The 20,546-nt window shown below is 65.1% G+C and carries 16 protein-coding genes; 8 read left to right on the top strand and 8 right to left on the bottom strand.

Features of this window, described 5'->3' with window-relative positions; genetic code table 11:
• Positions 1-10: 10 nt before the first annotated feature.
• Entirely contained in the window at positions 11-1,627 is a 1,617-nt protein-coding gene (locus IB274_RS19095; protein WP_192433732.1) for a DUF3300 domain-containing protein, read from the bottom strand.
• Between the two features lie 154 nt (positions 1,628-1,781).
• Complete coding sequence (locus tag IB274_RS19090) at positions 1,782-2,600, bottom strand: pyruvate, water dikinase regulatory protein (protein ID WP_017516884.1); 819 nt, start codon at positions 2,598-2,600, stop codon at positions 1,782-1,784.
• Positions 2,601-2,766: 166 nt separating this feature from the next.
• On the opposite strand from IB274_RS19090, the gene ppsA reads away from it, so the two are divergent.
• The 8 genes from ppsA to IB274_RS19050 all read left to right on the top strand — a co-directional run bounded on the left by ppsA (position 2,767) and on the right by IB274_RS19050 (position 10,823).
• Positions 2,767-5,136 carry a phosphoenolpyruvate synthase gene (ppsA, locus tag IB274_RS19085; RefSeq protein WP_192433730.1) on the top strand — a complete coding sequence of 790 codons (2,370 nt, stop codon included), beginning with the start codon at positions 2,767-2,769 and terminating at the stop codon, positions 5,134-5,136.
• A 65-nt stretch (positions 5,137-5,201) separates the two neighbouring features.
• Complete coding sequence (locus IB274_RS19080) at positions 5,202-6,176, top strand: alpha/beta fold hydrolase (protein WP_192433728.1); 975 nt, start codon at positions 5,202-5,204, stop codon at positions 6,174-6,176.
• Positions 6,177-6,272: 96 nt separating this feature from the next.
• The gene (rraA, locus tag IB274_RS19075) at positions 6,273-6,761 is read left to right on the top strand and encodes a ribonuclease E activity regulator RraA (protein WP_024765711.1); all 489 of its coding nucleotides are present in this window, start codon (positions 6,273-6,275) and stop codon (positions 6,759-6,761) included.
• 101 nt (positions 6,762-6,862) lie between these two features.
• Entirely contained in the window at positions 6,863-7,861 is a 999-nt protein-coding gene (locus tag IB274_RS19070; RefSeq protein ID WP_081516451.1) for a zinc transporter ZntB, read from the top strand.
• A gap of 54 nt (positions 7,862-7,915) precedes the next feature.
• Positions 7,916-8,164 carry a hypothetical protein gene (locus IB274_RS19065; RefSeq protein ID WP_017516812.1) on the top strand — a complete coding sequence of 83 codons (249 nt, stop codon included), beginning with the start codon at positions 7,916-7,918 and terminating at the stop codon, positions 8,162-8,164.
• Positions 8,165-8,166: 2 nt separating this feature from the next.
• Positions 8,167-8,991: a mechanosensitive ion channel family protein gene (locus IB274_RS19060; RefSeq protein ID WP_045208529.1), complete on the top strand. Its 825-nt coding sequence runs from the start codon at positions 8,167-8,169 to the stop codon at positions 8,989-8,991.
• A gap of 73 nt (positions 8,992-9,064) precedes the next feature.
• Positions 9,065-9,655, top strand: a complete 591-nt coding sequence (gene sigX / locus IB274_RS19055; RefSeq protein ID WP_138216354.1) for an RNA polymerase sigma factor SigX — start codon at positions 9,065-9,067, stop codon at positions 9,653-9,655.
• Positions 9,656-9,764: 109 nt separating this feature from the next.
• The gene (locus tag IB274_RS19050) at positions 9,765-10,823 is read left to right on the top strand and encodes an OmpA family protein (RefSeq protein WP_192433726.1); all 1,059 of its coding nucleotides are present in this window, start codon (positions 9,765-9,767) and stop codon (positions 10,821-10,823) included.
• A gap of 68 nt (positions 10,824-10,891) precedes the next feature.
• Here IB274_RS19050 and cobA read toward each other — a convergent pair whose 3' ends face one another.
• The 6 genes from cobA to IB274_RS19020 form a co-directional block, all read right to left on the bottom strand.
• The gene (gene cobA / locus IB274_RS19045) at positions 10,892-11,629 is read right to left on the bottom strand and encodes a uroporphyrinogen-III C-methyltransferase (RefSeq protein ID WP_192433725.1); all 738 of its coding nucleotides are present in this window, start codon (positions 11,627-11,629) and stop codon (positions 10,892-10,894) included.
• Positions 11,626-14,379, bottom strand: a complete 2,754-nt coding sequence (locus tag IB274_RS19040) for a nitrate reductase (RefSeq protein ID WP_192433723.1) — start codon at positions 14,377-14,379, stop codon at positions 11,626-11,628. Before IB274_RS19040 ends, cobA begins: the two co-directional genes overlap by 4 nt.
• 32 nt (positions 14,380-14,411) lie before the next feature.
• Positions 14,412-14,741: a nitrite reductase small subunit NirD gene (gene nirD, locus IB274_RS19035; RefSeq protein WP_192433721.1), complete on the bottom strand. Its 330-nt coding sequence runs from the start codon at positions 14,739-14,741 to the stop codon at positions 14,412-14,414.
• Positions 14,742-14,794: 53 nt separating this feature from the next.
• Complete coding sequence (gene nirB / locus IB274_RS19030) at positions 14,795-17,245, bottom strand: nitrite reductase large subunit NirB (protein WP_192433719.1); 2,451 nt, start codon at positions 17,243-17,245, stop codon at positions 14,795-14,797.
• A 268-nt stretch (positions 17,246-17,513) separates the two neighbouring features.
• Positions 17,514-19,184, bottom strand: a complete 1,671-nt coding sequence (locus IB274_RS19025) for a bifunctional protein-serine/threonine kinase/phosphatase (RefSeq protein WP_192433717.1) — start codon at positions 19,182-19,184, stop codon at positions 17,514-17,516.
• Positions 19,185-19,300: 116 nt separating this feature from the next.
• Positions 19,301-20,512, bottom strand: coding sequence for a nitrate/nitrite transporter (locus tag IB274_RS19020; RefSeq protein ID WP_192433715.1), 1,212 nt, complete (start codon positions 20,510-20,512; stop codon positions 19,301-19,303).
• Positions 20,513-20,546 lie beyond the last annotated feature (34 nt).

Here is a 20,546-nt window from a genome sequence, read left to right as displayed (position 1 = left end):
GGCTCGTCTCCTAGCGGCGCCGGCCGCCGCCGGAGGGCGCGCGGGCAGGACGTTGGACGGTGTGGCCGGCGCGGGCAGCCTGCGGGCGGCTGGCTGCGGCGCGACTGACTTGGCCGCGGTTGGCAACTTCGCGGGACTGTCTGGGATTGTTGGCGCCGGCAAAGGCATTGTTGCGCGGGGCCTGGGTGCGGGCATGCTGCTGGCGCGCCTGTTCACGGATCTGCTGGTTGTTCTGAGTCCGCGGCCGTTGCTGTGCCTGGTTGCTGCGGTTCTGCACCTGGTTCTGAGCGCGCTGGCGGTTTTCCTGCGTGCGGTTCAGCTCGCGGGTGGCGGCCTGCGCCCGATCACGGGCTTGGGCGTTGTCTCGGTTGCCTTGCTGCAGACGCTGCTGGGCTTGCGGGTTGTCCCGCAGGTCGCGGGTCGCCGCCTGGGCGCGCTCGCGGGCCTGGGCGTTGTTTTGCGCCGGTGGGGCAATGCCGCGTTGGCTCAGGCTTTCCCTGGCCTTCGCGCGTTCCTGGGTGCGCGTCGAGTCGAACCCGCGCAGGGCATCGCGCTGCTCGCTTCCGGCCAGCCGGCGGTTGTACTGCGCGCGGCTGGCAGAGTCGCGGTAGGGCACTCCGTTGCGGTAGGTCGGGTTGTGCTGCCACTTTGCCCGGTTGCCGTTGACGTTCCCGGTGAAGTCTCGGTTTACATTCCGGTTCACGTTCCGGTTGCTGTTGAAGTTGTTGTAATGCTCCACATCGACGTCGATGTCATGGTCGTCCCAGTCGCAGTCACCCCACAGCGAGCCGACGATGGCGACGCCAGCGCCGAACGCAAGGCCGGTGGCCAGCGCCGTGGCCACCGGGTATTCGGGCGGCGGTGGGTAATAGACAGGCGGGCTGGCGGGATAGGGCCAGGATCCGTAGACCTGCGTGGGGTTGTAGCTGGGCACGTAGACCACTTGCGGATTGGCGGGCTCGATGATGATCGTTTGCGCCGCTGCCGGTTGCTGCACTACTACGGTGTCTCCACCGGAAGCGGGCTGCGCCGGTGCCGGCTGGGCGGCCGGCTTGATGGTCACGGTCTGCTGCTCGTTCGACTGCAGGTTGCCGGCGGCCTGGGCCTGACGACGCAGGCGCTGGATGGAATCCATCACCGCATCGGGCTGGGCGAGGAAGGCATCGCCGACGCGTTGCACCCAGGCCGGGTCCTGCCCCAGCGTGGCGAGCACCAGGGGGAAGGCGACCAGCGACTGGACGCTGGGGTCCCAGGGTTGGTTGGCGACCTGTTTCACCGCGTCATCGCCTACCGCCTTGGGATTGGCCTTCGACCAGGCTGCGGCGTCGGCCACGTTACCGGGGTAGGTGGTGGCCATCAGCACCTGGGCCAGCAGCGAGTCGGGATACAACGCCAGCGGCGCGAGCATCTGGTCCAGTTCCTCGACGCTGAACACCGCCTGCGAGGGCGCGGCAGCGGGCGCGGCTGGAGGCGGAGCAGGGGGCGCTGGCGGGGGAGGCGCTGTCGCGGTGGGCGGGCTGGAGGGTGGTGTGGCGGCCGTGGCGGTCTTGGCGACGGGCTTGTCGCCCGAGTCGCAACCCGTCAATGCCAACAAGGCGACCAGAATCAGGTACTGACATTCTCGCATGGCGCTCTCCTGTGCCGGGAATGCCCGATCCGTGAAAACTGCCACGGGTAAAACGCGGGTTCAGAGAATGATAGGCGCCCGAATGAAAGGCTGCAGAAAGTCGAACGGCCGGTGATGCCGGCCGTCGGTTGGGGGATTTTTACGCGGTGGACGGTTACTTTAGCCGGCGCTCGACGCCTTTCTCGACGAGAATCTTGGCGGAGATCTCCTCCACCGAGAAATGCGTCGAGTTGATGTAGGCGATGTTCTCGCGGCGGAACAGGTTCTCCACCTCGCGAACCTCGAATTCGCACTGGGCGAAGCTGGCGTAGCGGCTGTTGGGCTTGCGCTCGTGGCGGATGGCGGTGAGCCGGTCCGGATCGATGGTCAGGCCGAACAGCTTGTGCTTGTAGGGCTTGAGCGCGTTGGGCAGTTGCAGGCGCTCCATGTCTTCTTCGGTCAGCGGGTAGTTCGCCGCGCGGATGCCGTATTGCAGGGCCATATAGAGGCAGGTGGGTGTCTTGCCGCAGCGCGAGACGCCGACCAGGATCAGGTCGGCCTTGTCGTAGTAGTGGGTGCGGGCGCCGTCGTCGTTGTCGAGGGCGAAGTTCACCGCATCGATCCGCTCCATGTAGTGCGGGTTATGGCCGATGCTGTGGGATTTTCCGACGGAATACGACGAGTCTGAGGATAATTCTTGCTCGAGCGGGGACAAAAAGGTCGAGAAGATGTCAATCATGAAACCGTTGGATTGCGCCAGGACCGAACGGATCTCACGATTGACGATGGTATCGAAGATGATCGGTCTTGCCCCGTCTGCCTCCGCAGCCCGGTTGATTTGCTGTACCATGACGCGCGCCTTTTCTTCGGTATCGATGTAAGGTCGTGTCAGTTTGGTGAAGTTGATGTTCTCGAACTGCGCCAGAAGGCTCTGGCCGAGGGTTTCGGCAGTGATGCCGGTGCCGTCGGAAATGAAGAATGCAGTTCGTTTCATGTGCGCTGCGGGCCTTATAGGTAGGATCGAATCCTGGTTATGATAGGCCCCGCGTTTGCAAGGCCCTTTGCCGGGGCATTCTCACCCATTTTTCCGGCTCCGGCCAGACAGGGTGGGGCCGCGCCGACTTGTATGACCTTTTCCAACACTTAGTGGAGAGATCACCTTGGTAGAGTACGTAGTTTCCCTCGATAAGCTCGGCGTCCATGATGTCGAACATGTGGGGGGCAAGAACGCATCCCTGGGCGAAATGATCAGCAACCTCGCCGGTGCCGGCGTTTCCGTACCGGGTGGCTTCGCCACTACCGCCCAGGCCTACCGTGACTTCCTCGAGCAGAGCGGCCTGAACGATCGCATTCACGCGGCCCTCGACGCCCTGGACGTGGACGACGTCAATGCCCTGGCCAAGACCGGCGCGCAGATCCGCCAGTGGGTGATGGACGCCGAGTTCCCCGAGCGTCTGGATGCTGAAATTCGCAAGGCCTTCGCCGAGATGGCTGGCAGCAACGACAACATGGCCGTGGCCGTGCGTTCCTCCGCCACCGCCGAAGACCTGCCGGATGCGTCCTTCGCCGGCCAGCAGGAGACCTTCCTGAACATCCGCGGCGTGGACAACGTGATCCGCGCGGCCAAGGAAGTCTTCGCCTCCCTCTTCAACGACCGTGCCATCGCCTACCGCGTGCACCAGGGCTTCGACCACAAACTGGTCGCCCTGTCCGCCGGCGTGCAGCGCATGGTCCGCTCGGAAACCGGCACTGCCGGCGTGATGTTCACCCTGGACACCGAGTCCGGTTTCCGTGACGTGGTGTTCATCACCGGCGCCTACGGCCTTGGCGAGACCGTGGTGCAGGGCGCGGTGAACCCCGACGAGTTCTACGTCCACAAGCCGACCCTGGAAGCCGGCCGCCCGGCCATCCTGCGTCGCAACCTGGGCAGCAAGGCGATCAAGATGATCTACGGCGACGAAGCCAAGGCCGGCAAATCGGTCAAGGTGGTCGACGTGGAGAAGGCTGATCGCGCCCGCTTCGCCCTGTCCGACGCCGAAGTGACCGAGCTGGCCAAGCAAGCCCTGATCATCGAGAAGCACTACGAGCGTCCGATGGACATCGAGTGGGCCAAGGATGGTGACGACGGCAAGCTGTACATCGTGCAGGCCCGTCCGGAAACCGTTAAGAGCCGTTCCAGCGCCAACGTGATGGAACGCTACCTGCTCAAGGAAAAAGGCAAGGTCCTGGTCGAAGGCCGCGCCATCGGCCAGCGCATCGGCGCCGGCCCGGTGAAGGTGATCCACGACGTTTCCGAGATGGACAAGGTCCAGCCGGGCGACGTGCTGGTCTCCGACATGACCGACCCGGACTGGGAACCCGTGATGAAGCGCGCCAGCGCCATCGTCACCAACCGTGGCGGCCGTACCTGCCACGCCGCGATCATCGCCCGTGAACTGGGTATCCCGGCAGTCGTCGGCTGTGGCAACGCCACCGCGGCGCTGAAGGATGGCCAGCGCGTGACCGTATCCTGCGCCGAAGGCGATACCGGCCTGATCTACGAAGGTGAACTGGGCTTCGACGTCCGCCAGAACTCGGTCGACGCCATGCCCGACCTGCCGTTCAAGATCATGATGAACGTCGGCAACCCGGATCGCGCCTTCGACTTCGCCCAACTGCCGAACGAAGGTGTGGGCCTGGCCCGCCTGGAATTCATCATCAACCGCATGATCGGCGTGCACCCCAAGGCGCTGCTGAACTTCGCCAGCCTGCCGGCGGACATCAAGGAAAGCGTCGAGAAGCGCATCGCCGGCTACGACGATCCGGTCGGTTTCTATGTCGAGAAACTGGTCGAGGGCGTCAGCACACTGGCCGCCGCTTTCTGGCCGAAGAAAGTCATCGTGCGGCTGTCTGACTTCAAGTCCAACGAATACGCCAACCTGATCGGCGGCAAGCTCTACGAGCCGGAAGAAGAGAACCCGATGCTCGGCTTCCGTGGCGCCTCGCGCTACATCAGCGAGTCCTTCCGCGACTGCTTCGAGCTCGAATGCCGCGCGATGAAGAAGGTCCGCAACGAGATGGGCCTGACCAACGTCGAACTGATGGTTCCGTTCGTCCGTACCCTCGGCGAGGCCTCCCAGGTCGTTGACCTGCTGGCCACCAACGGCCTCAAGCGTGGCGAGAACGGCCTGCGCGTCATCATGATGTGCGAGCTGCCGTCCAACGCCCTGCTGGCTGACGAGTTCCTCGAGTTCTTCGACGGCTTCTCCATCGGCTCCAACGACCTGACCCAGCTGACCCTGGGCCTGGACCGTGACTCGGGCATCGTCGCGCACCTGTTCGACGAACGTAACCCGGCGGTGAAGAAGCTGCTGTCCAATGCCATTCAGGCGTGCAACCGCGCCGGCAAGTACATCGGCATCTGCGGCCAGGGCCCGTCGGACCACCCGGACCTCGCCAAGTGGCTGATGGAGCAGGGCATCGAGAGCGTGTCGCTGAACCCCGACTCGGTCCTCGACACCTGGTTCTTCCTCGCCGAAGGCCAGGCCTGACGGTTCCTTCTCCATCCTGAGAGGGGCGGGTGATTTCACCCGCCCTTTTTTATGCAAGCGATTCCATGCAAAGCAGCAGTCAACTCTTCCCCGTCGCTCTAGTCAGCGCGGAATTGCGCGGCGACCTCACCGAGGACGTCTACCGCCTCAAGCCGAACAACAGCCCGGACTCCAGCGTCGAGCTGGCGGTCACCCGTCTCGGTCGCCCCGAAGGGCGGCGTGGCGTGCCGGTGATCCTGTTGCACGGCAGCTTCTCCAACCGCCGCTTCTGGTTCTCGCCCAAGGGTATCGGCCTGGGTGCGTATCTGGCGCGCGCCGGCTTCGATGTCTGGGTCGCCGAGATGCGTGGCCATGGCCTGTCGCCGCGCAACGAGGATTACGATCGCAATCGCGTCGCTGACTACGCACGTTTCGACCTGCCGGCCATTGCCAATTTCGTGGTCGAGCAGAGCGGTCAGATACCGCACTGGATCGGGCATTCCCTGGGCGGCGTCACTCTGGCTGCAGCGCTGGGAGGTGGCTACCTGAACGAGCAGCAGGCGGCCAGCGCGGCGCTGTGCGGCAGTCAGATCAGCCGTACCTACTGGCCGTTGAAGCTGCCGCCCGTGGCCTGGAGTGGGCGCTTGCTGCTCAAGCGTATGGGCGGGCTGTCCGGTTCGCGGCTCAAGCGCGGTCCGGAGGACGAGCCGTTGGGACTCGCCCTCGAGGCCCTGCACTGGTACAGCCTGTTCGGCCGCTTCGGCGAGAAGGACAACGACTGGTGGGGCGGTTTGCAGAAGGTTTCCCTGCCGGTGCTGGCCATCGGCTCCGATGGCGATATCCAGGACCCGGCCTGGGCCTGTCGCAAGTTGCTGGAGCAGTTCGGCTCCGAGATTCGGCAGTTCCTGCACCTGGGCCGCCGCCACGGCTTCTCGGAAGATTTCGGCCACGTCGAGATGCTGATCAGCAAGGGGGCCCAGCGTGAAGTCTGGCCGCTGCTGCAGTATTGGCTGGAGCACAGCGGCTTGCCGGAAGGGCAGGGCGCTCTGGCGCAGGCTTGAGCTTGACGTGGCAGGGAGTAGACTGTGACGCCATTGCGGCTTTCGGTCACATCCAGGCCTGAAACCCTGCCGGATTTCATCAAGAGGAGCTTCTCCATGCATTACGTCACCCCCGATCTGTGCGATGCCTACCCGGAGCTGGTCCAGGTCGTCGAGCCGATGTTCAGCAACTTCGGCGGACGGGACTCCTTCGGTGGCGAAATCGTCACCATCAAGTGCTTCGAGGACAACTCGCTGGTCAAGGAGCAGGTCGAGAAGGACGGCAAGGGCAAGGTCCTTGTGGTGGACGGTGGCGGCTCGCTGCGCCGTGCACTGCTGGGTGACATGCTGGCCGAAAAGGCCGCCAAGAGCGGTTGGGAAGGTATCGTGGTGTACGGCTGTATCCGTGACGTCGACGTGATCGCCCAGACCGATCTGGGCGTGCAGGCGCTGGCCAGCCACCCGATGAAGACCGACAAGCGCGGCATCGGCGACCTCAACGTGGCCGTGACCTTCGGGGGCATCACTTTCCGCCCGGGCGAGTTCGTCTATGCCGACAACAACGGCATCATCGTTTCGCCTAAAGCATTGAAAATGCCGGAATAATTCGAACCTTCCCGCTAAAGTTCGGGTCAATGCCGGGAGCGGGAGCTTCCGGCATTTTTCATGGGGCCTCGCGCAAGCGACCTTGAGCGAAGGAAAAGGGCATGCAGCAGTACGAGAGCGGCACGGAACGCGGATTGATCGACGGCTTCGTGCTGGACGGCCACGGTGGTGGCCGGCGGATCACCCGCAGCGAGTTGCCGCTGCTGGATCTCAAGCCCGAGGAAAGCCTCTGGGTGCATTGGGATCGCGGTGTGCCCGAAGCTCAGTCCTGGCTGCGCGAGTCCAGCGGCCTGAATGAATTCGCCTGTGACCTGCTGCTGGAAGAGGCCACCCGTCCGCGCCTGGTCGACCTGGGGGGCGAACGCCTGCTGCTGTTTCTGCGCGGGGTCAACCTGAACCCCGGCGCGGTGCCCGAGGACATGGTCTCGCTGCGGGTCTATGCCGAGTCGCAGCGGGTGATTTCCCTGCGTCTGCGTCCGCTCAAGGCCGTAGCCGACCTGCGCGCCGACCTGGATGCCGGCACCGGCCCGAAGACCGCCTCGGAAGTGGTGCTGTACCTCGCCCACTACCTCACCGACCGCGTCGATACCCTGATCGGCGGCCTGGCTGATCAGCTCGACGCGATGGAAGAGGCCATCGAGGAAGACGAGCGCAGCATTCCCGACCAGCACCAGCTGCGCACCTTGCGGCGACGTGCCGCGGGATTGCGCCGTTACCTGGCGCCGCAGCGGGAAATCTACTCGCAGATGGTCCGGTTCAAGGCTTCCTGGACGGTGGCCGACGACGCCGACTACTGGAACGAGCTCTACAACCGCCTGACCCGCAACCTGGAAGAACTGGAGCTGGTGCGCGAGCGCATCAGCCTGATCCAGGAAGCCGAACATCGTCGAATTACCGAGCGGATGAACCGCACCATGTACCTGCTTGGTATCATTACCGGCTTTTTCCTGCCCATGAGCTTCGTGACCGGTCTCCTGGGCATCAACGTCGGCGGCATTCCCGGCTCCAGCGCACCTTACGGCTTCGCCGTGGCCTGCCTGGTGATCCTCGGGATAGTGGCTTTCCAATGGTGGATATTCCGCCGCATGCGTTGGCTCTAGGTGTGACTTTCGAGGTGGTGGGGGCGTCAAGCACCTCACACAGGCGAGGTGCGTATGCACGACCCATTTGAAGAATCCTTGCGCGATCTGCTGCGAATGCCCCCGGAACAGCCGGGAGACGACTCGCGCCTGGATCGCGTCCTGAAGACCGCCAACCGCCAGGTGGGCGCGGGCGATCTGTTCAGCCTGATGGGGCATTGGTTCCAGGCCCTGTCCATCGGCGTGAGTCGAGGCGCCGCACATCTTGCACCCGTCTCGCGCCACGCGCAGAATTCCGCCCCTTCCGCTGACAAGGCCGACTGAACATGCAATTCGACATCTGGACGCAAAGCCTGCTCACCGCCATGAACACTCTGTGGGGTAAGCTGGCCGGGTTCATCCCGAACCTGCTCGCCGCGCTGGTGATCGTGCTGCTGGGCTTCGTCGTCGCCAAACTGCTCGATGCGCTGCTTTCCAAGCTGCTGGCCAAGCTCGGCCTGGATCGCCTGATGGCGGGTACCGGCCTGACCAAGCTGCTGGCCCGCGCCGGCATCCAGGTGCCGGTCTCGACCCTGATTGGCAAGATCATCTACTGGTTCGTGCTGCTGGTATTCCTCGTTTCCGCGGCGGAATCCCTCGGTCTGCAGCGCGTCTCGGCAACCCTGGACATGCTCGCGCTGTACCTGCCCAAGGTGTTCGGGGCGGCGCTGGTGCTGATCGTCGGCATCCTGCTCGCCCAACTGGCCAACAGCCTGGTGCGCGGCGCGGCCGATGGTGTCGGCCTGGAATACGCCAACGGCCTGGGTCGCGTGGCCCAGTGGCTGGTCATCATCATCAGCATCTCGGTGGCCATCGGCCAGCTCGAGGTCAAGACCGACCTGCTGAACTACATCATCGCCATCGTGCTGATCACCATCGGCCTGGCTGCCGCCCTGGCCCTGGGCCTGGGCAGTCGTGAGGTGGCAGGGCAGATCATCGCGGGTATTTATGTGCGGGAGCTGTATCAGGTCGGACAACAGGTGAAAGTGGCTGATGTCGAAGGCATCATCGAGGAAATTGGTACCATCAAGACTATCCTGCTGACAGACGAGGGTGAGCTGGTGTCGATCGCCAACCGCATCCTGCTCGATCAGCGTGTAACCAGTCGCTGAAGATGATGACCGATTACCGGTACGGCTTCCTGAAAGCCGCGCCGGACGCTGACTTGACCTGGCCCGACCCGACTTGAACAAGCCGCAATCACTGTCCTTGCGCTATGACCCGCGCCAGCTCACCGACGAGGAGCTGGTGGAGCGTTCCCACGAGGAGCTCTACCACGTGACGCGGGCCTATGAAGAGCTGATGCGCCGCTACCAGCGCACGCTCTTCAACGTCTGCGCGCGCTATCTGGGCAATGACCGGGACGCCGATGATGTGTGTCAAGAGGTCATGCTCAAGGTGCTGTATGGTCTGAAGAACTTCGAGGGGAAGTCGAAGTTCAAGACCTGGCTGTACAGCATCACTTACAACGAGTGCATTACCCAGTATCGGAAGGAACGGCGTAAACGCAGATTGCTCGATGCGCTGAGTCTGGATCCCATCGAGGAAGCTTCTGAAGAGAAAGCTCCGAAAGTCGAAGAACGGGGTGGACTAGACCGCTGGCTAGTTCATGTCAATCCCATTGATCGGGAAATCCTCGTGCTTCGATTTGTTGCGGAACTGGAGTTCCAGGAGATCGCCGACATCATGCACATGGGGCTTAGCGCTACGAAGATGCGCTACAAACGTGCACTCGATCGAATGAGAGAAAAGTTTTCGAATGTGACGGAATCTTAGTCCGGGAAATATTGTCTCTCTGTTTGGCAAGTTCTGATAAACTTGCCACCCAAGTTGTACGGCCTATGGTTAGGACAACTTATTGACCACCAAGATGGGGATTTAACGGATGAAACTGAAGAACACCTTAGGCGTCGTAGTTGGCTCGCTGATCGCCAGCGCCGCTGTCAATGCCTTCGCTCAAGGCCAGGGCGCCGTCGAAGTCGAAGCATTCGGTAAGCGCTACTTCACCGACAGCACCCGCAACATGAAGAACGCGGACCTGTACGGCGGCTCCGTTGGTTACTTCCTGACCGACGACGTCGAGCTGGCTCTGTCCTACGGTGAGTACCACGACGTACGTGGCACCTACGAGACCGGCAACAAGAAGGTCCACGGCAACCTGAGCACCCTGGACGCCATCTACCACTTCGGCACTCCGGGTGCTGGCAACCTGCGTCCGTACGTTTCCGCAGGTATCGGCCACCAGAGCCTGACCAACATCAGCGATGCCAATGGCAGCCGTCAGAACCTGACCATGGCCATGATCGGCACCGGCCTGAAGTACTACTTCACCGAGAACTTCTACGCCAAAGCCAGCCTCGACGGTCAGTATGGCCTGGAGCAGCGTCAGAACGGTCACCAGGGCGAGTGGATGGCTGGCCTGGGCGTCGGCATGAACTTCGGCGGCGGCGCCAAGCCGGCCCCGGCTCCCGAGCCGGTTGCTGAAGTCTGCTCCGACTCCGACAACGACGGCGTCTGCGACAACGTCGACAAGTGCCCGAACACCCCGGCCAACGTCACCGTTGACGCCAACGGCTGCCCGGCTGTTGCCGAAGTCGTTCGTGTTCAGCTGGACGTGAAGTTCGACTTCGACAAGTCCAAGGTTAAAGAGAACAGCTACGCTGACATCAAAAACCTGGCTGACTTCATGAAGCAGTACCCGTCCACCTCCACCACCGTTGAAGGCCACACCGACTCCGTCGGCACCGACGCCTACAACCAGAAGCTGTCCGAGCGTCGTGCCAACGCCGTTCGTGACGTACTGGTCAACGAGTACGGTGTTGAAGGCGGCCGCGTAAACGCTGTTGGTTACGGTGAGTCCCGTCCGGTTGCTGACAACGCAACCGCCGAAGGCCGCGCTGTTAACCGCCGCGTAGAAGCCGAAGTGGAAGCCCAAGCCAAGTAATTGGTCTGAGCTGACGAGAAAAACCCGGCCTAGGCCGGGTTTTTCTTTGCCTGCAGGAAATGTGAGCTTCAGGCGGAGCGGGCCAGGATTGCCTGCTGGGCAGCGGCGGCGACTTCGCCGATCACCAGGATTGCCGGGCTCTTCAGGGCGAAGCTATGGGCGTCTTCGAGCATGTCGCCCAACTGGCTGCGGTATTCGCGTTGGGTGGGCAGGGAAGCGTTCTCGATCATCGCCACCGGCGTGCCGGCCGCCATGCCGCCTTCGAGCAGTCCGTCGCGGATTTCCGCCAGTTTCGCCACGCCCATGTAAACCACCAGCGTTGTTCCGCCTTCGGCCAGGCCGCGCCAGTTCAGTGGGCTGTCGTCCTGGGTGTGCGCGGTCACCAGGGTCACGCCCCTGCTGACGCCGCGCAGGGTTACGGAGATGCCGCACTGAGTCGCTGCTGCCAGCCCGGCAGTGATGCCGTTGACCAACTCGCAATCGATACCCCGCGCAATCAGCCAGTCAGCTTCTTCACCGCCACGGCCGAAGATGCACGGATCGCCGCCTTTCAGGCGTGCGACGCGGCGCCCCTGGCGGGCGTAGCGCAGCATCAGGCGGTGGATAAAGTCCTGCGGGGTGGAGCGGCAGCCGCCGCGTTTCCCGACGCAAATCACTCGCGCCGAAGGGCTGTGCTCCAGCACCGCCGGATTCACCAAGTCGTCGATGAGCACCACGTCGGCCTGAGCCATGGCCCGGACGGCCTTCAAGGTCAGCAGCTCCGGGTCCCCGGGGCCGGCGCCGATCAGCCAGACTTTTCCACTCATGCCGTTCTCCTCAGGCTGCCGTCTTCGCGGCTTGATTCAGGCGTATCTGCCAGTGGCTCTTGAGCCAGTAGGCGCTTGATTTCCGGTACGCAGGAGCCGCAGGCGGTCCCGCACTTGAGCTCACATTTGAGGCCTTCCAGGTCAAGGCCCTTGTCGATTCCGGCCTGGATGCGGCTCTGGCTGACGTTCAGGCAGTTGCACAGGGTCTTGTCCGCTGCTGCGCCGGCTTTGCCCGGGGCAGCACTGAGCGGGGCGAGCAGCCAGCGGCGCAGTTCCTGGTCGGCGCGGCCTTCCTTCCACAATTCGCGCAGCCAGGCGCGAGCGGCGGTTTCACCGGCGAGCCGCAGCGAGACGATTTGCGATTGTTCGATACGCACGCGTTTGCCGACGGTGCGGCGCGGGTCGTCATAGGCCATGACCGGGCCGGAACCGAGGTCGAGCAGGGCGTCGATACGGGCCAGCCACTCCGCACTGGGGGCTTCGTGGTGTGCGGCACGGATCACCAGTGCCGGGCGTTCACGGCCGGTAGGGCTGAAGCTGGCGTAGCGCAGGTCTTCGAACAGCGGGCGCAGGGCGTCGAAGCGCTTCTGCACCTCACCTTCCACCAGCGCGAAGAACTGCCAGGGCAGCTCGATGCGGCTGACCTCGACCGTGGCGTGTTTCAACTCGGGTTGGCGGGACAGCGGGTCCACCGCAGGCAGGGTGAGCACGTTGATGCCCAGGCCCTTGAGGAAGCGGTCGCCCCAGTGCATCGGCAGGAAGGCCTGGCCGGGGCGCAGGCGGTCGTCAGCCTGCACCGGCAGCACCAGTTCGCCCCGGCGGCTGTGCAGGCGCACCAGTTGGCCGTCGCGCAGGCGCCGGCGGCGCAGTTCATCCGGGTGCAGGCCGAGCACGGCTTCTTCCACGTGGCCGAACAGTTGCGGCGCGGTGCCGGTGCGGGTCATGCCGTGCCACTGGTCACGCAGGCGGCCGGTGTTGAGGATCAGCGGATAGCGCGCGTCACGCTGCTCTTTCGGCGCGCGGTAGGGCTCGGCGATCAACCGGGCGCGGCCATTGGCGGTGGGAAACTGGCCGTCGCCGTACAGGCGCTCGGTGCCGCACGTTGCGCCGGGGCGGAACGGCCATTGCTGCGGTCCGCGACTGTCCAGCAGCGCGTAGTCGATGCCGGAAAGGTCGAGGTCGTGCTCACGGGTCAGCAGTTTGTATTCGTCGAACAGTGCGGACGGCGAGTCGAAGTCGAACAGGCTGGGTTTGCCGGGACGCAGGCGATGCTCCAGGCGGCGGGCGAAGTCGCAGACGATGTTCCAGTCCGCCCGTGCTTCGCCGATGGCCGGGATGGCCTGGCGCACGTGGCTGATGCGGCGTTCGGAGTTGGTCACCGTGCCTTCCTTCTCGCCCCAGCTGGCGGCCGGCAGCAGCAGGTCGGCGTAAGGGCAGGTCTCGCTGGTGATGAAGGCTTCCTGGACAATGACGAGGGGGCAGGCGGCCAGGGCTTCGCGCACGCGGGTCTGGTCCGGCAGTGATTGAGCCGGGTTGGTGCAGGCGATCCACAGGGCCTTGATGCGCCCGTCGCGTACGGCGTCGAAGAGTTCGATGGCGCTCAGGCCGGGGTTCTCCGGCAGTTGTTCGACACCCCAGTAAGCCGCCACTTCGGCACGGTGTTCGGCGTTGGCCGCCTCGCGGTGGCCGGGCAGCAGGTTGGATAGGCTGCCGGTCTCGCGCCCGCCCATGGCGTTGGGCTGGCCCGTGAGGGAGAAGGGGCCGGCGCCGGGGCGGCCGATCTGCCCGGTGGCCAGGTGCAGGTTGATCAGCGCGCTGTTCTTCGCGCTGCCGGTGGTGGACTGGTTCAGCCCCATGCACCAGAGCGAGAGGAAGGAAGGCGACTGGCCGATCCACTGGGCTGCGCGCTGCAGGTCATCGACGGCGATGCCGCAGATTTCCGCCACGGCCAAGGGCCCGTAGTCGCGCACTAGGGCTTTGAGTTCATCCAGGCCGTCGGTGTGGGCATCGATGAAGGCGCGGTCGATCCAGCCTTCCCAGAGCAGGATATGCAGGATGCCGTGGAACAGCGCCACGTCGGTGCCGGGCAGGATCGCCAGGTGCAGGTCGGCTTGCTCGGCAGTGTCGGTGACGCGCGGGTCGATGACGATCAGCTTCATCTGTGGGCGACGTGCGCGGGCCTCTTCCAGGCGGCGGAACAGCACCGGGTGGGCGTAGGCCATGTTGCTGCCGGCGATCATCACGCAGTCGGCCAACTCGATGTCCTCGTAGCTGCAGGGTTGGGCGTCCGCGCCCAGGCTGCGCTTGTAGCCGACCACTGCCGAGGACATGCACAGGCGCGAGTTGCTGTCGATGTTGTTGGTGCCGACCAGGGCGCGGGCCAGTTTGTTGAAGGCGTAGTAGTCCTCGGTCAGCAACTGGCCGGAGACGTAGAAGGCCACGCTGTCCGGGCCGTGCTCGCGGATGGTTTGGGCGAAGACGCCGGCAGCATGCTCCAGCGCGGTGTTCCAGTCGGTGCGGGCGCGCGACAGGCCCTTGCCCAGGCGCAGCTCCGGGAACTGCGCGCGGGCATCCGCATCGCCGGTGAGGTGCAGGGTCGAGCCCTTGCTGCACAAGCGGCCGAAGTTGGCCGGATGCTGCGGGTCGCCCTGAACGCCGAGGATGCGCTCGTCGTCGTGCTCGATCAGTACACCGCAACCCACGCCGCAGTAGCAGCAGGTGGAGGCGGTGGTGCTAAGGTTCGGAGTCATGGCGCGGCCTCGCTCTGAATCAAATACTGGGGTCAGGCGCAGTGGGCCAGGTTGTCGCGCAGGGCCAACAGCACGCGGCCATCCTCGATCTTCACCTCGTGGCGATGGGCGCAGCCCTGGTCGGGCGCCACGGCCTCGCCGCTTTCCAGTTCGATCTGCCAGTTGTGCAGCGGGCAGGCCACGCGCTTGCCGTAGATCAGGCCCTGGGACAGCGGTCCGCCCTTGTGCGGGCAGCGGTCGTCGAGGGCGAAGACCTCGTCATCGGAGGTGCGGAAGATCGCGATGTCGCCCTTGGGGCCGGCGATGACGCGCGAGCCCAGCGGGTTGATGTCGTCCAGGGCGCAGATGTCTAACCAGTTCATGGGGTGTCTCCGGCAATCGGGTAGGGGCCCCGGTGGCGGGGCCCGGCGGGCACTCAGGCGGGTTCCAGCTGCTTGAGAGGAATCCGTTCGAATTCCTTCTTCAGCGGCTGCTGGGCGATGCGCTCCTGCCACGGGTCCTGCTCCAGCGACAGGGAGAACTGCAGGCGGGCATTGAGCGCCTTGCGGTTTTCCGCGTCTTCCAGCACGGCCTTCCTGATGCGCTCCATGCCGACCCGCTGCAGGTAGTGCACGGTGCGTTCGAGGTAGAAGGCTTCCTCGCGGTAGAGCTGGAGGAAGGCGCCGCTGTACTCGCGGACCTCGTCGGAGGTCTTGAGCTTGACGAAGAACTCCGCCACCTCGGTCTTGATCCCGCCGTTGCCGCCGATGTACAGCTCCCAGCCCGAATCCACGCCGATGATGCCGATGTCCTTGATGCCGGCCTCGGCGCAGTTGCGCGGGCAGCCGGAGACCGCCAGCTTGACCTTGTGCGGCGACCACATGTTGAACAGGTCGTGCTCGAGGTCGATGCCCAGCTGGGTCGAGTTCTGCGTGCCGAAGCGGCAGAACTCGCTGCCGACGCAGGTCTTCACGGTGCGGATGGACTTGCCGTAGGCGTGGCCGGAGGGCATGTCCAGTTCCTTCCAGATCGCCGGCAGGTCGTCCTTCCTGATCCCCAGCAGGTCGATGCGCTGGCCGCCGGTGACCTTGACCATAGGTACCTGGTACTTGTCGGCGACGTCGGCGATGCGCCGCAGTTCGGCGGCGTTGGTGACGCCACCCCACATGCGCGGGACCACCGAGTAAGTCCCGTCCTTCTGGATGTTGGCGTGGGCGCGCTCGTTGATCAGGCGCGACTGCGGGTCATCCTTGGCTTCGCCCGGCCAGGTGGAGATCAGGTAATAGTTCAGCGCCGGGCGGCAGGTGGCGCAGCCGTCCGGGGTGCGCCAGTCCATGAAGCGCATGGCGCCGCTCAGGGTGATCAGGTGATGGTCGCGGATCGCCTGGCGCACCTGGCCGTGGTTGAGGTCGCTGCAGCCGCAGATGGCTTTTTCGCTCTTGGGCTTCACATCCGCCGCGCCGCCCACGGTGCTGATCAGGATCTGCTCGACAAGCCCGGCGCAGGAGCCGCAGGAGCTGGCGGCCTTGGTGTGCTTCTTCACCTCGTCGACGCTGAACAGGCCGTTCTCCTGGATCGCCTTGACGATGGTGCCCTTGCACACGCCGTTGCAGCCGCAGACTTCGGCAGTGTCAGGCATGTTCGCCGCACTGTTCTGGCCCTGGTGGCCGACGTCGCCGATGCTGCTCTCGCCGAACATCAGGTGGTCGCGGATTTCGCCGACGTTGTGGTTCTCGCGGATCTGCCGGAAGTACCAGCCGCCATCGGCGGTTTCGCCGTAGAGGCAGGCACCGACCAGCACGTCGTCCTTGATCACCAGCTTCTTGTACACGCCGCCGATGGGATCGGAGAGGGTGATGGTCTCGGTGCCTTCGCCGCCCATGAACTGGCCGGCGGAGAACAGGTCGATGCCGGTGACCTTGAGCTTGGTGGAGGTCACCGAGCCCTGGTAGCGGGCGAAGCCGAGCATGGCCAGGTGGTTGGCGCAGACCTTGGCCTGCTCGAACAGCGGGGCCACCAGGCCATAGGCGATGCCGCGGTGGCTGGCGCATTCGCCCAGGGCGTAGATGCGCGGGTCATAGGTCTGCAGGGTGTCGTTGACCAGGATGCCGCGGTTGCAGGGCAGGCCGGTCTTCTCCGCCAGTTCGGTGTTGGGGCGGATGCCGGCAGCCATCACCACCAGGTCGGCGGCGATCGTTTCGCCGTCCTTGAAGCGGATGGCGCAGACGCGGCCGCTGCCGTCGTCGATCAATTCTTCTGTGTGGGTGTTCAGGCGGAACTGGATGCCGCGCGATTCCAGCGCTTCCTGCAACAGCTTGCCGGCGGTGCGGTCCAGTTGGCGCTCCAGCAGCCAGTCAGAGAGGTGCACCACGGTGACGTCCATGCCGCGCTGCTTGAGGCCGTTGGCCGCTTCCAGGCCGAGCAGGCCGCCGCCGATGACCACCGCGTGGCTGTGGGTGCCGGCGGTGTCGATCATGGTCTGGGTGTCGGCGATATCGCGGTAGCCGATCACGCTCTGCAGGCGGCTGCCCGGCACCGGCAGGATGAAGGGATTGGAGCCGGTGGCAATCAGCAGTCGATCGTACTCGGCCTCGGTGCCGTCTTCGGCATAGACCTTGCGGCGATGACGGTCGATGCGGGTGACCTTGCGGTTGAGCAGCAGGCGGATGCCGTTCTCGCTGTACCAGTTGAGGTCATTGAGGACGATGTCCTCGAAGGCCTGCTCGCCGGCCAGTACGGGGGAGAGCAGGATGCGGTTGTAGTTGGGGTGGGGCTCGGCGCCGAACACGGTGATGTCGTAGAGGTCAGGTGCGATCTTCAGCAGTTCTTCCAGGGTCCGCACACCGGCCATGCCGTTGCCGATCAGTACGAGCTTGAGCTTTTTCATGTCAGGGCTCCGTCACGCAATCGCGGAAAACAAAAAAGGCGTCCCGCCGGTTACCCAGCGAGGACGCCTTTGTCCAAGTCCCGATCGATCGGGAAGTGCGAGCCTCTTCGTTGAGGGACGCGCTTTTGTAGATTGTTGAAACGGTTATTGCAGGGGTTGTGCCAACTTACTCAGTGCCTGGCTTTCGCGGCTTTGGGAGGCTTCCTTCGGCATTCCGGCTTTGACTGTTGCACTGAGGTGATGCGCTGCGAACCGAACTGGTGCGACTTCAGCCCCCGTGTAGCAGCCAGAACAGCAGCCCCAGGTTGATCGCCAGCGAGGCCAGTGCGACGCCGCGCCAGACCCGCAGCGGCTCGCGTTCCAGCAGAGGACGCGGACGCGCCGGGGCCTGCCGTTCGCCTTGCTCCAGGGCAAGCAGGCATTCCTCGGCGGTTTCGAAGCGCTGCTGCGGCTGGGCGGCGATCAGTTTCGCCAGCCAGTCGTCGAGCCAGGCCGGTACGTCCGGGCGATAGCGGCTGGCCGGGGTGGCCGTGCCAAAGCGCGGATGCTGGAAGGCTTCGATCTCGCCGTAGGGGTAGTGCCCGCAGAGCAGTCGGTAGAGCGTGACGCCGGCCGCATAGAGGTCTTGGCGGGCCTCCGGCGCCGCGCCCTGAAAGGATTCCGGTGCGAGGTAGCTCGGGGTGCCGGGCAGGTCGTGCGGGTCTTCCTGGGACAAGCCGGGGCAGTAGGCCAGGCCGAAGTCCAGCAGGCGCAGCTCGCCGTCGTCGGCCCAGTGCAGGTTTTCCGGCTTGATGTCGCGGTGCAGGATGTTACGCCGGTGCAGTTGGCCCAGGCCGCGCAGCAGGCGCTGGGCGAGGTCGAGCCAGTCGGGCAGGTTCAGCGGGCCGTCGAGCTTCAGGTGCTCGTCCAGGGTCTGCCCCGGATGCTCGCGCATCACGTAGTACAGGTGCTGCCGTTGCGGCAGGCTGTGCAGTTCGGGGAAGTAGCGGCCCTGCACGCGGCGCAGGAACCACTCCTCCAGCAGCAGCGCCTGGGCGGCTTCCGCGGAGTCGCGCAGTGCCGGCGGCAGGGTCTTGAGCAGCCAGGGACGGTTCTGCCGGTCGCGCACGCGGTAGATCAGCGATTGGCGCGACTGCGCCAGTCGTCCCTCCACCTGCCAGCCTTCGAACTCCTGGTCGTCCCGCAGTGCGGGCGGCGCGGGCCAGTGGTCGAGTTGGGCGAGGGCGTCGCCGAGGCTCGCGGGCGGCAGTTCGTCCACCTGCAGGAGCAGGGCGCTGGCGTTGTCCTGGCTGCCGGCCAGGTGGGCGGCGCTGACCAAGGCGTCGGCGCAGGCCTGCAGGCTCTGTGCGTCCTCCAGCAGGCGCTGGATGGCGCTGTCGCCCAGCGCGGCCCAGATACCGTCGCTAACCAGCAGGAAGCTTTGCCCGGCCTCCAGCTCGCCGTCGCAGTAGTCCACCACCAGGTGCTGGTCGAGGCCCAGCGCGCGCTTGAGCACGTGCTGCATGCCGGGCTGTTCCCAGACATGGTCCTGGGTCAGGCAATCCAGTTGCCCGGCTTGCCAGCGGTACAGGCGGCAGTCGCCGACATGGGCGAAGGTGAAGCGCCGGCCCCGTAGGACCAGCGCGGTGAGGGTGGTAAGCAGCGGCTGGCCGCCGCCGTTGGCCTGCAGCCAGCGGTTCTGCGAGATCAGCAGGCGGTCGAGTGCCTGGGCGACGGCCCAGGTCTCGGGGGTGGCGTAATAGTCGGCGGCCAGCGCCTGCAGGCTCAGGCGCGCGGCCAGGCCGCCGTCGGCGCAATGGCTGACGCCGTCGGCGATGGCGAACAGGTGTCCCTTGCTGGCAGCCAGCCCGGCGGGCGGGGTGACCACCCGCAGGGCATCCTGGTTCTCGTCGCGCGGGCCGGTGGCGCTGGCCTGGGCAAAGGATAACTGCAAGGTCATCGCCACCACCTGTAGGAGCGAGGGGGACGCCATCGTTGTTGCTCGCGAACTGATTTCCAGGCGACTTCGGTGTCAAGCGGTTCGCGAGCAAGCTCACTCCTACAAAGGCGCATCGTTCAGACTCGCGCCGCGGTAACGGCCGCGCTACCCCAGGTGGTGCGCCAGCGGGCTTTCACCGCGTGCAGGCCGAACCAGGCCAGTACGCCGAGGCTGGCGAACAGCCAGAGGCCGATCTGGTAGTCGCCGGTGGCCTGCTTGATTGCGCCCAGACCCGCCGTCAGGCAGAAGCCCCCAATGCCGCCGGCCATGCCGATGAGGCCGGTCATCACGCCGATGGTCTGGCGGAAGCGCTGCGGCACCAGCTGGAACACCGCGCCGTTGCCCGCGCCGAGGCTGAGCATGGCGACCACGAAGAGGCTCAGTGCTGCCACCGCGCTGGGCAGGTGGAAGCCCACGGCGGCGATGCAGATCGAGGCGACGGTGTACATCACCAGCAGGCTGCGGATACCGCCGATGCGGTCGGCCAGGGCGCCGCCCAGCGGACGCATCAGGCTGCCGGCGAAGACGCAGGCGGCGGTGTAGTAGCCGGCTTTCACCGGGTCGAGGCCGTACTGGTCGTGGAAGTAGCCGGGCAGGGTGCTGGCGAGGCCCAGGAAGCCGCCGAAGGTCACGCTGTAGAAGAACATGAACCACCAGCTGTCGCGGTCGCCCAGGGCCTTCAGGTAATCCGCCAGTGACTTGACTGGCGGGCGCTCCGGGGCGTTGCGGGCGAGCAGGGCGAACACCACCAGGGTGGCCAGCAGCGGGATCAGCGCGAAGCCGAAGACATTCTGCCAGCCGAACGCGGCGGCGATAGCCGGGGCGAACAGCGCGGTGAGCACGGTGCCGGAGTTGCCGGCGCCGGCGATGCCCATGGCCTTGCCCTGGTGCTGCGGCGGGTACCACTGCGAGGCCAGCGGCAACGCCACGGCGAACGAGGCGCCAGCCATGCCCAGCAGCACGCCGAGGATCATCGCCTGCTCCAGGCTGTGGATACCCAGCCGCCAGGCGCCGAACAGCGCGCTGATGACGATCACTTGGCCGAGGATGCCGGCGGCCTTGGGCGACCAGCGATCGGCCAGCAGACCCATGAGGAAGCGCAGGATGGCGCCGGAGAGGATCGGCGTGGCGACCATCAGCGCGCGCTGCTGGGTGGTCAGTTGCAGGTCGGTGGCGATCTGCACCGCGAGCGGGCCGAGGACGTACCAGACCATGAAGCTCAGGTCGAAATACAGGAAGGCGGCAAACAGGGTCGGCGCATGGCCGGCTTTCCAGAAACTCGTGTTCATCGAACACCTCGTCAGCAACGGTAGAGGAGCCCGG

Origin of the sequence: Pseudomonas sp. PDM18 (assembly GCF_014852585.1) — a bacterium.
Classification (GTDB): domain Bacteria; phylum Pseudomonadota; class Gammaproteobacteria; order Pseudomonadales; family Pseudomonadaceae; genus Pseudomonas.
The sequence above is the reverse complement of the archived record's forward strand: the minus strand, read 5'-3'. Positions and strand labels throughout refer to the sequence as shown.

Bases quoted from the DNA above. Each gene is read 5' to 3' on its own strand.
- rraA (WP_024765711.1), top strand. From the start codon at position 6,273: ATGCATTACGTCACCCCCGATCTGTGCGATGCCTACCCGGAGCTGGTC.
- cobA (WP_192433725.1), bottom strand. From the start codon at position 11,629: ATGAGTGGAAAAGTCTGGCTGATCGGCGCCGGCCCCGGGGACCCGGAG.
- IB274_RS19060 (WP_045208529.1), top strand. From the start codon at position 8,167: ATGCAATTCGACATCTGGACGCAAAGCCTGCTCACCGCCATGAACACT.
- nirD (WP_192433721.1), bottom strand. From the start codon at position 14,741: ATGAACTGGTTAGACATCTGCGCCCTGGACGACATCAACCCGCTGGGC.
- IB274_RS19020 (WP_192433715.1), bottom strand. From the start codon at position 20,512: ATGAACACGAGTTTCTGGAAAGCCGGCCATGCGCCGACCCTGTTTGCC.
- nirB (WP_192433719.1), bottom strand. From the start codon at position 17,245: ATGAAAAAGCTCAAGCTCGTACTGATCGGCAACGGCATGGCCGGTGTG.
- IB274_RS19025 (WP_192433717.1), bottom strand. From the start codon at position 19,184: ATGACCTTGCAGTTATCCTTTGCCCAGGCCAGCGCCACCGGCCCGCGC.
- IB274_RS19065 (WP_017516812.1), top strand. From the start codon at position 7,916: ATGCACGACCCATTTGAAGAATCCTTGCGCGATCTGCTGCGAATGCCC.
- IB274_RS19080 (WP_192433728.1), top strand. From the start codon at position 5,202: ATGCAAAGCAGCAGTCAACTCTTCCCCGTCGCTCTAGTCAGCGCGGAA.
- IB274_RS19070 (WP_081516451.1), top strand. From the start codon at position 6,863: ATGCAGCAGTACGAGAGCGGCACGGAACGCGGATTGATCGACGGCTTC.
- IB274_RS19095 (WP_192433732.1), bottom strand. From the start codon at position 1,627: ATGCGAGAATGTCAGTACCTGATTCTGGTCGCCTTGTTGGCATTGACG.
- IB274_RS19090 (WP_017516884.1), bottom strand. From the start codon at position 2,600: ATGAAACGAACTGCATTCTTCATTTCCGACGGCACCGGCATCACTGCC.
- IB274_RS19040 (WP_192433723.1), bottom strand. From the start codon at position 14,379: ATGACTCCGAACCTTAGCACCACCGCCTCCACCTGCTGCTACTGCGGC.
- IB274_RS19050 (WP_192433726.1), top strand. From the start codon at position 9,765: ATGAAACTGAAGAACACCTTAGGCGTCGTAGTTGGCTCGCTGATCGCC.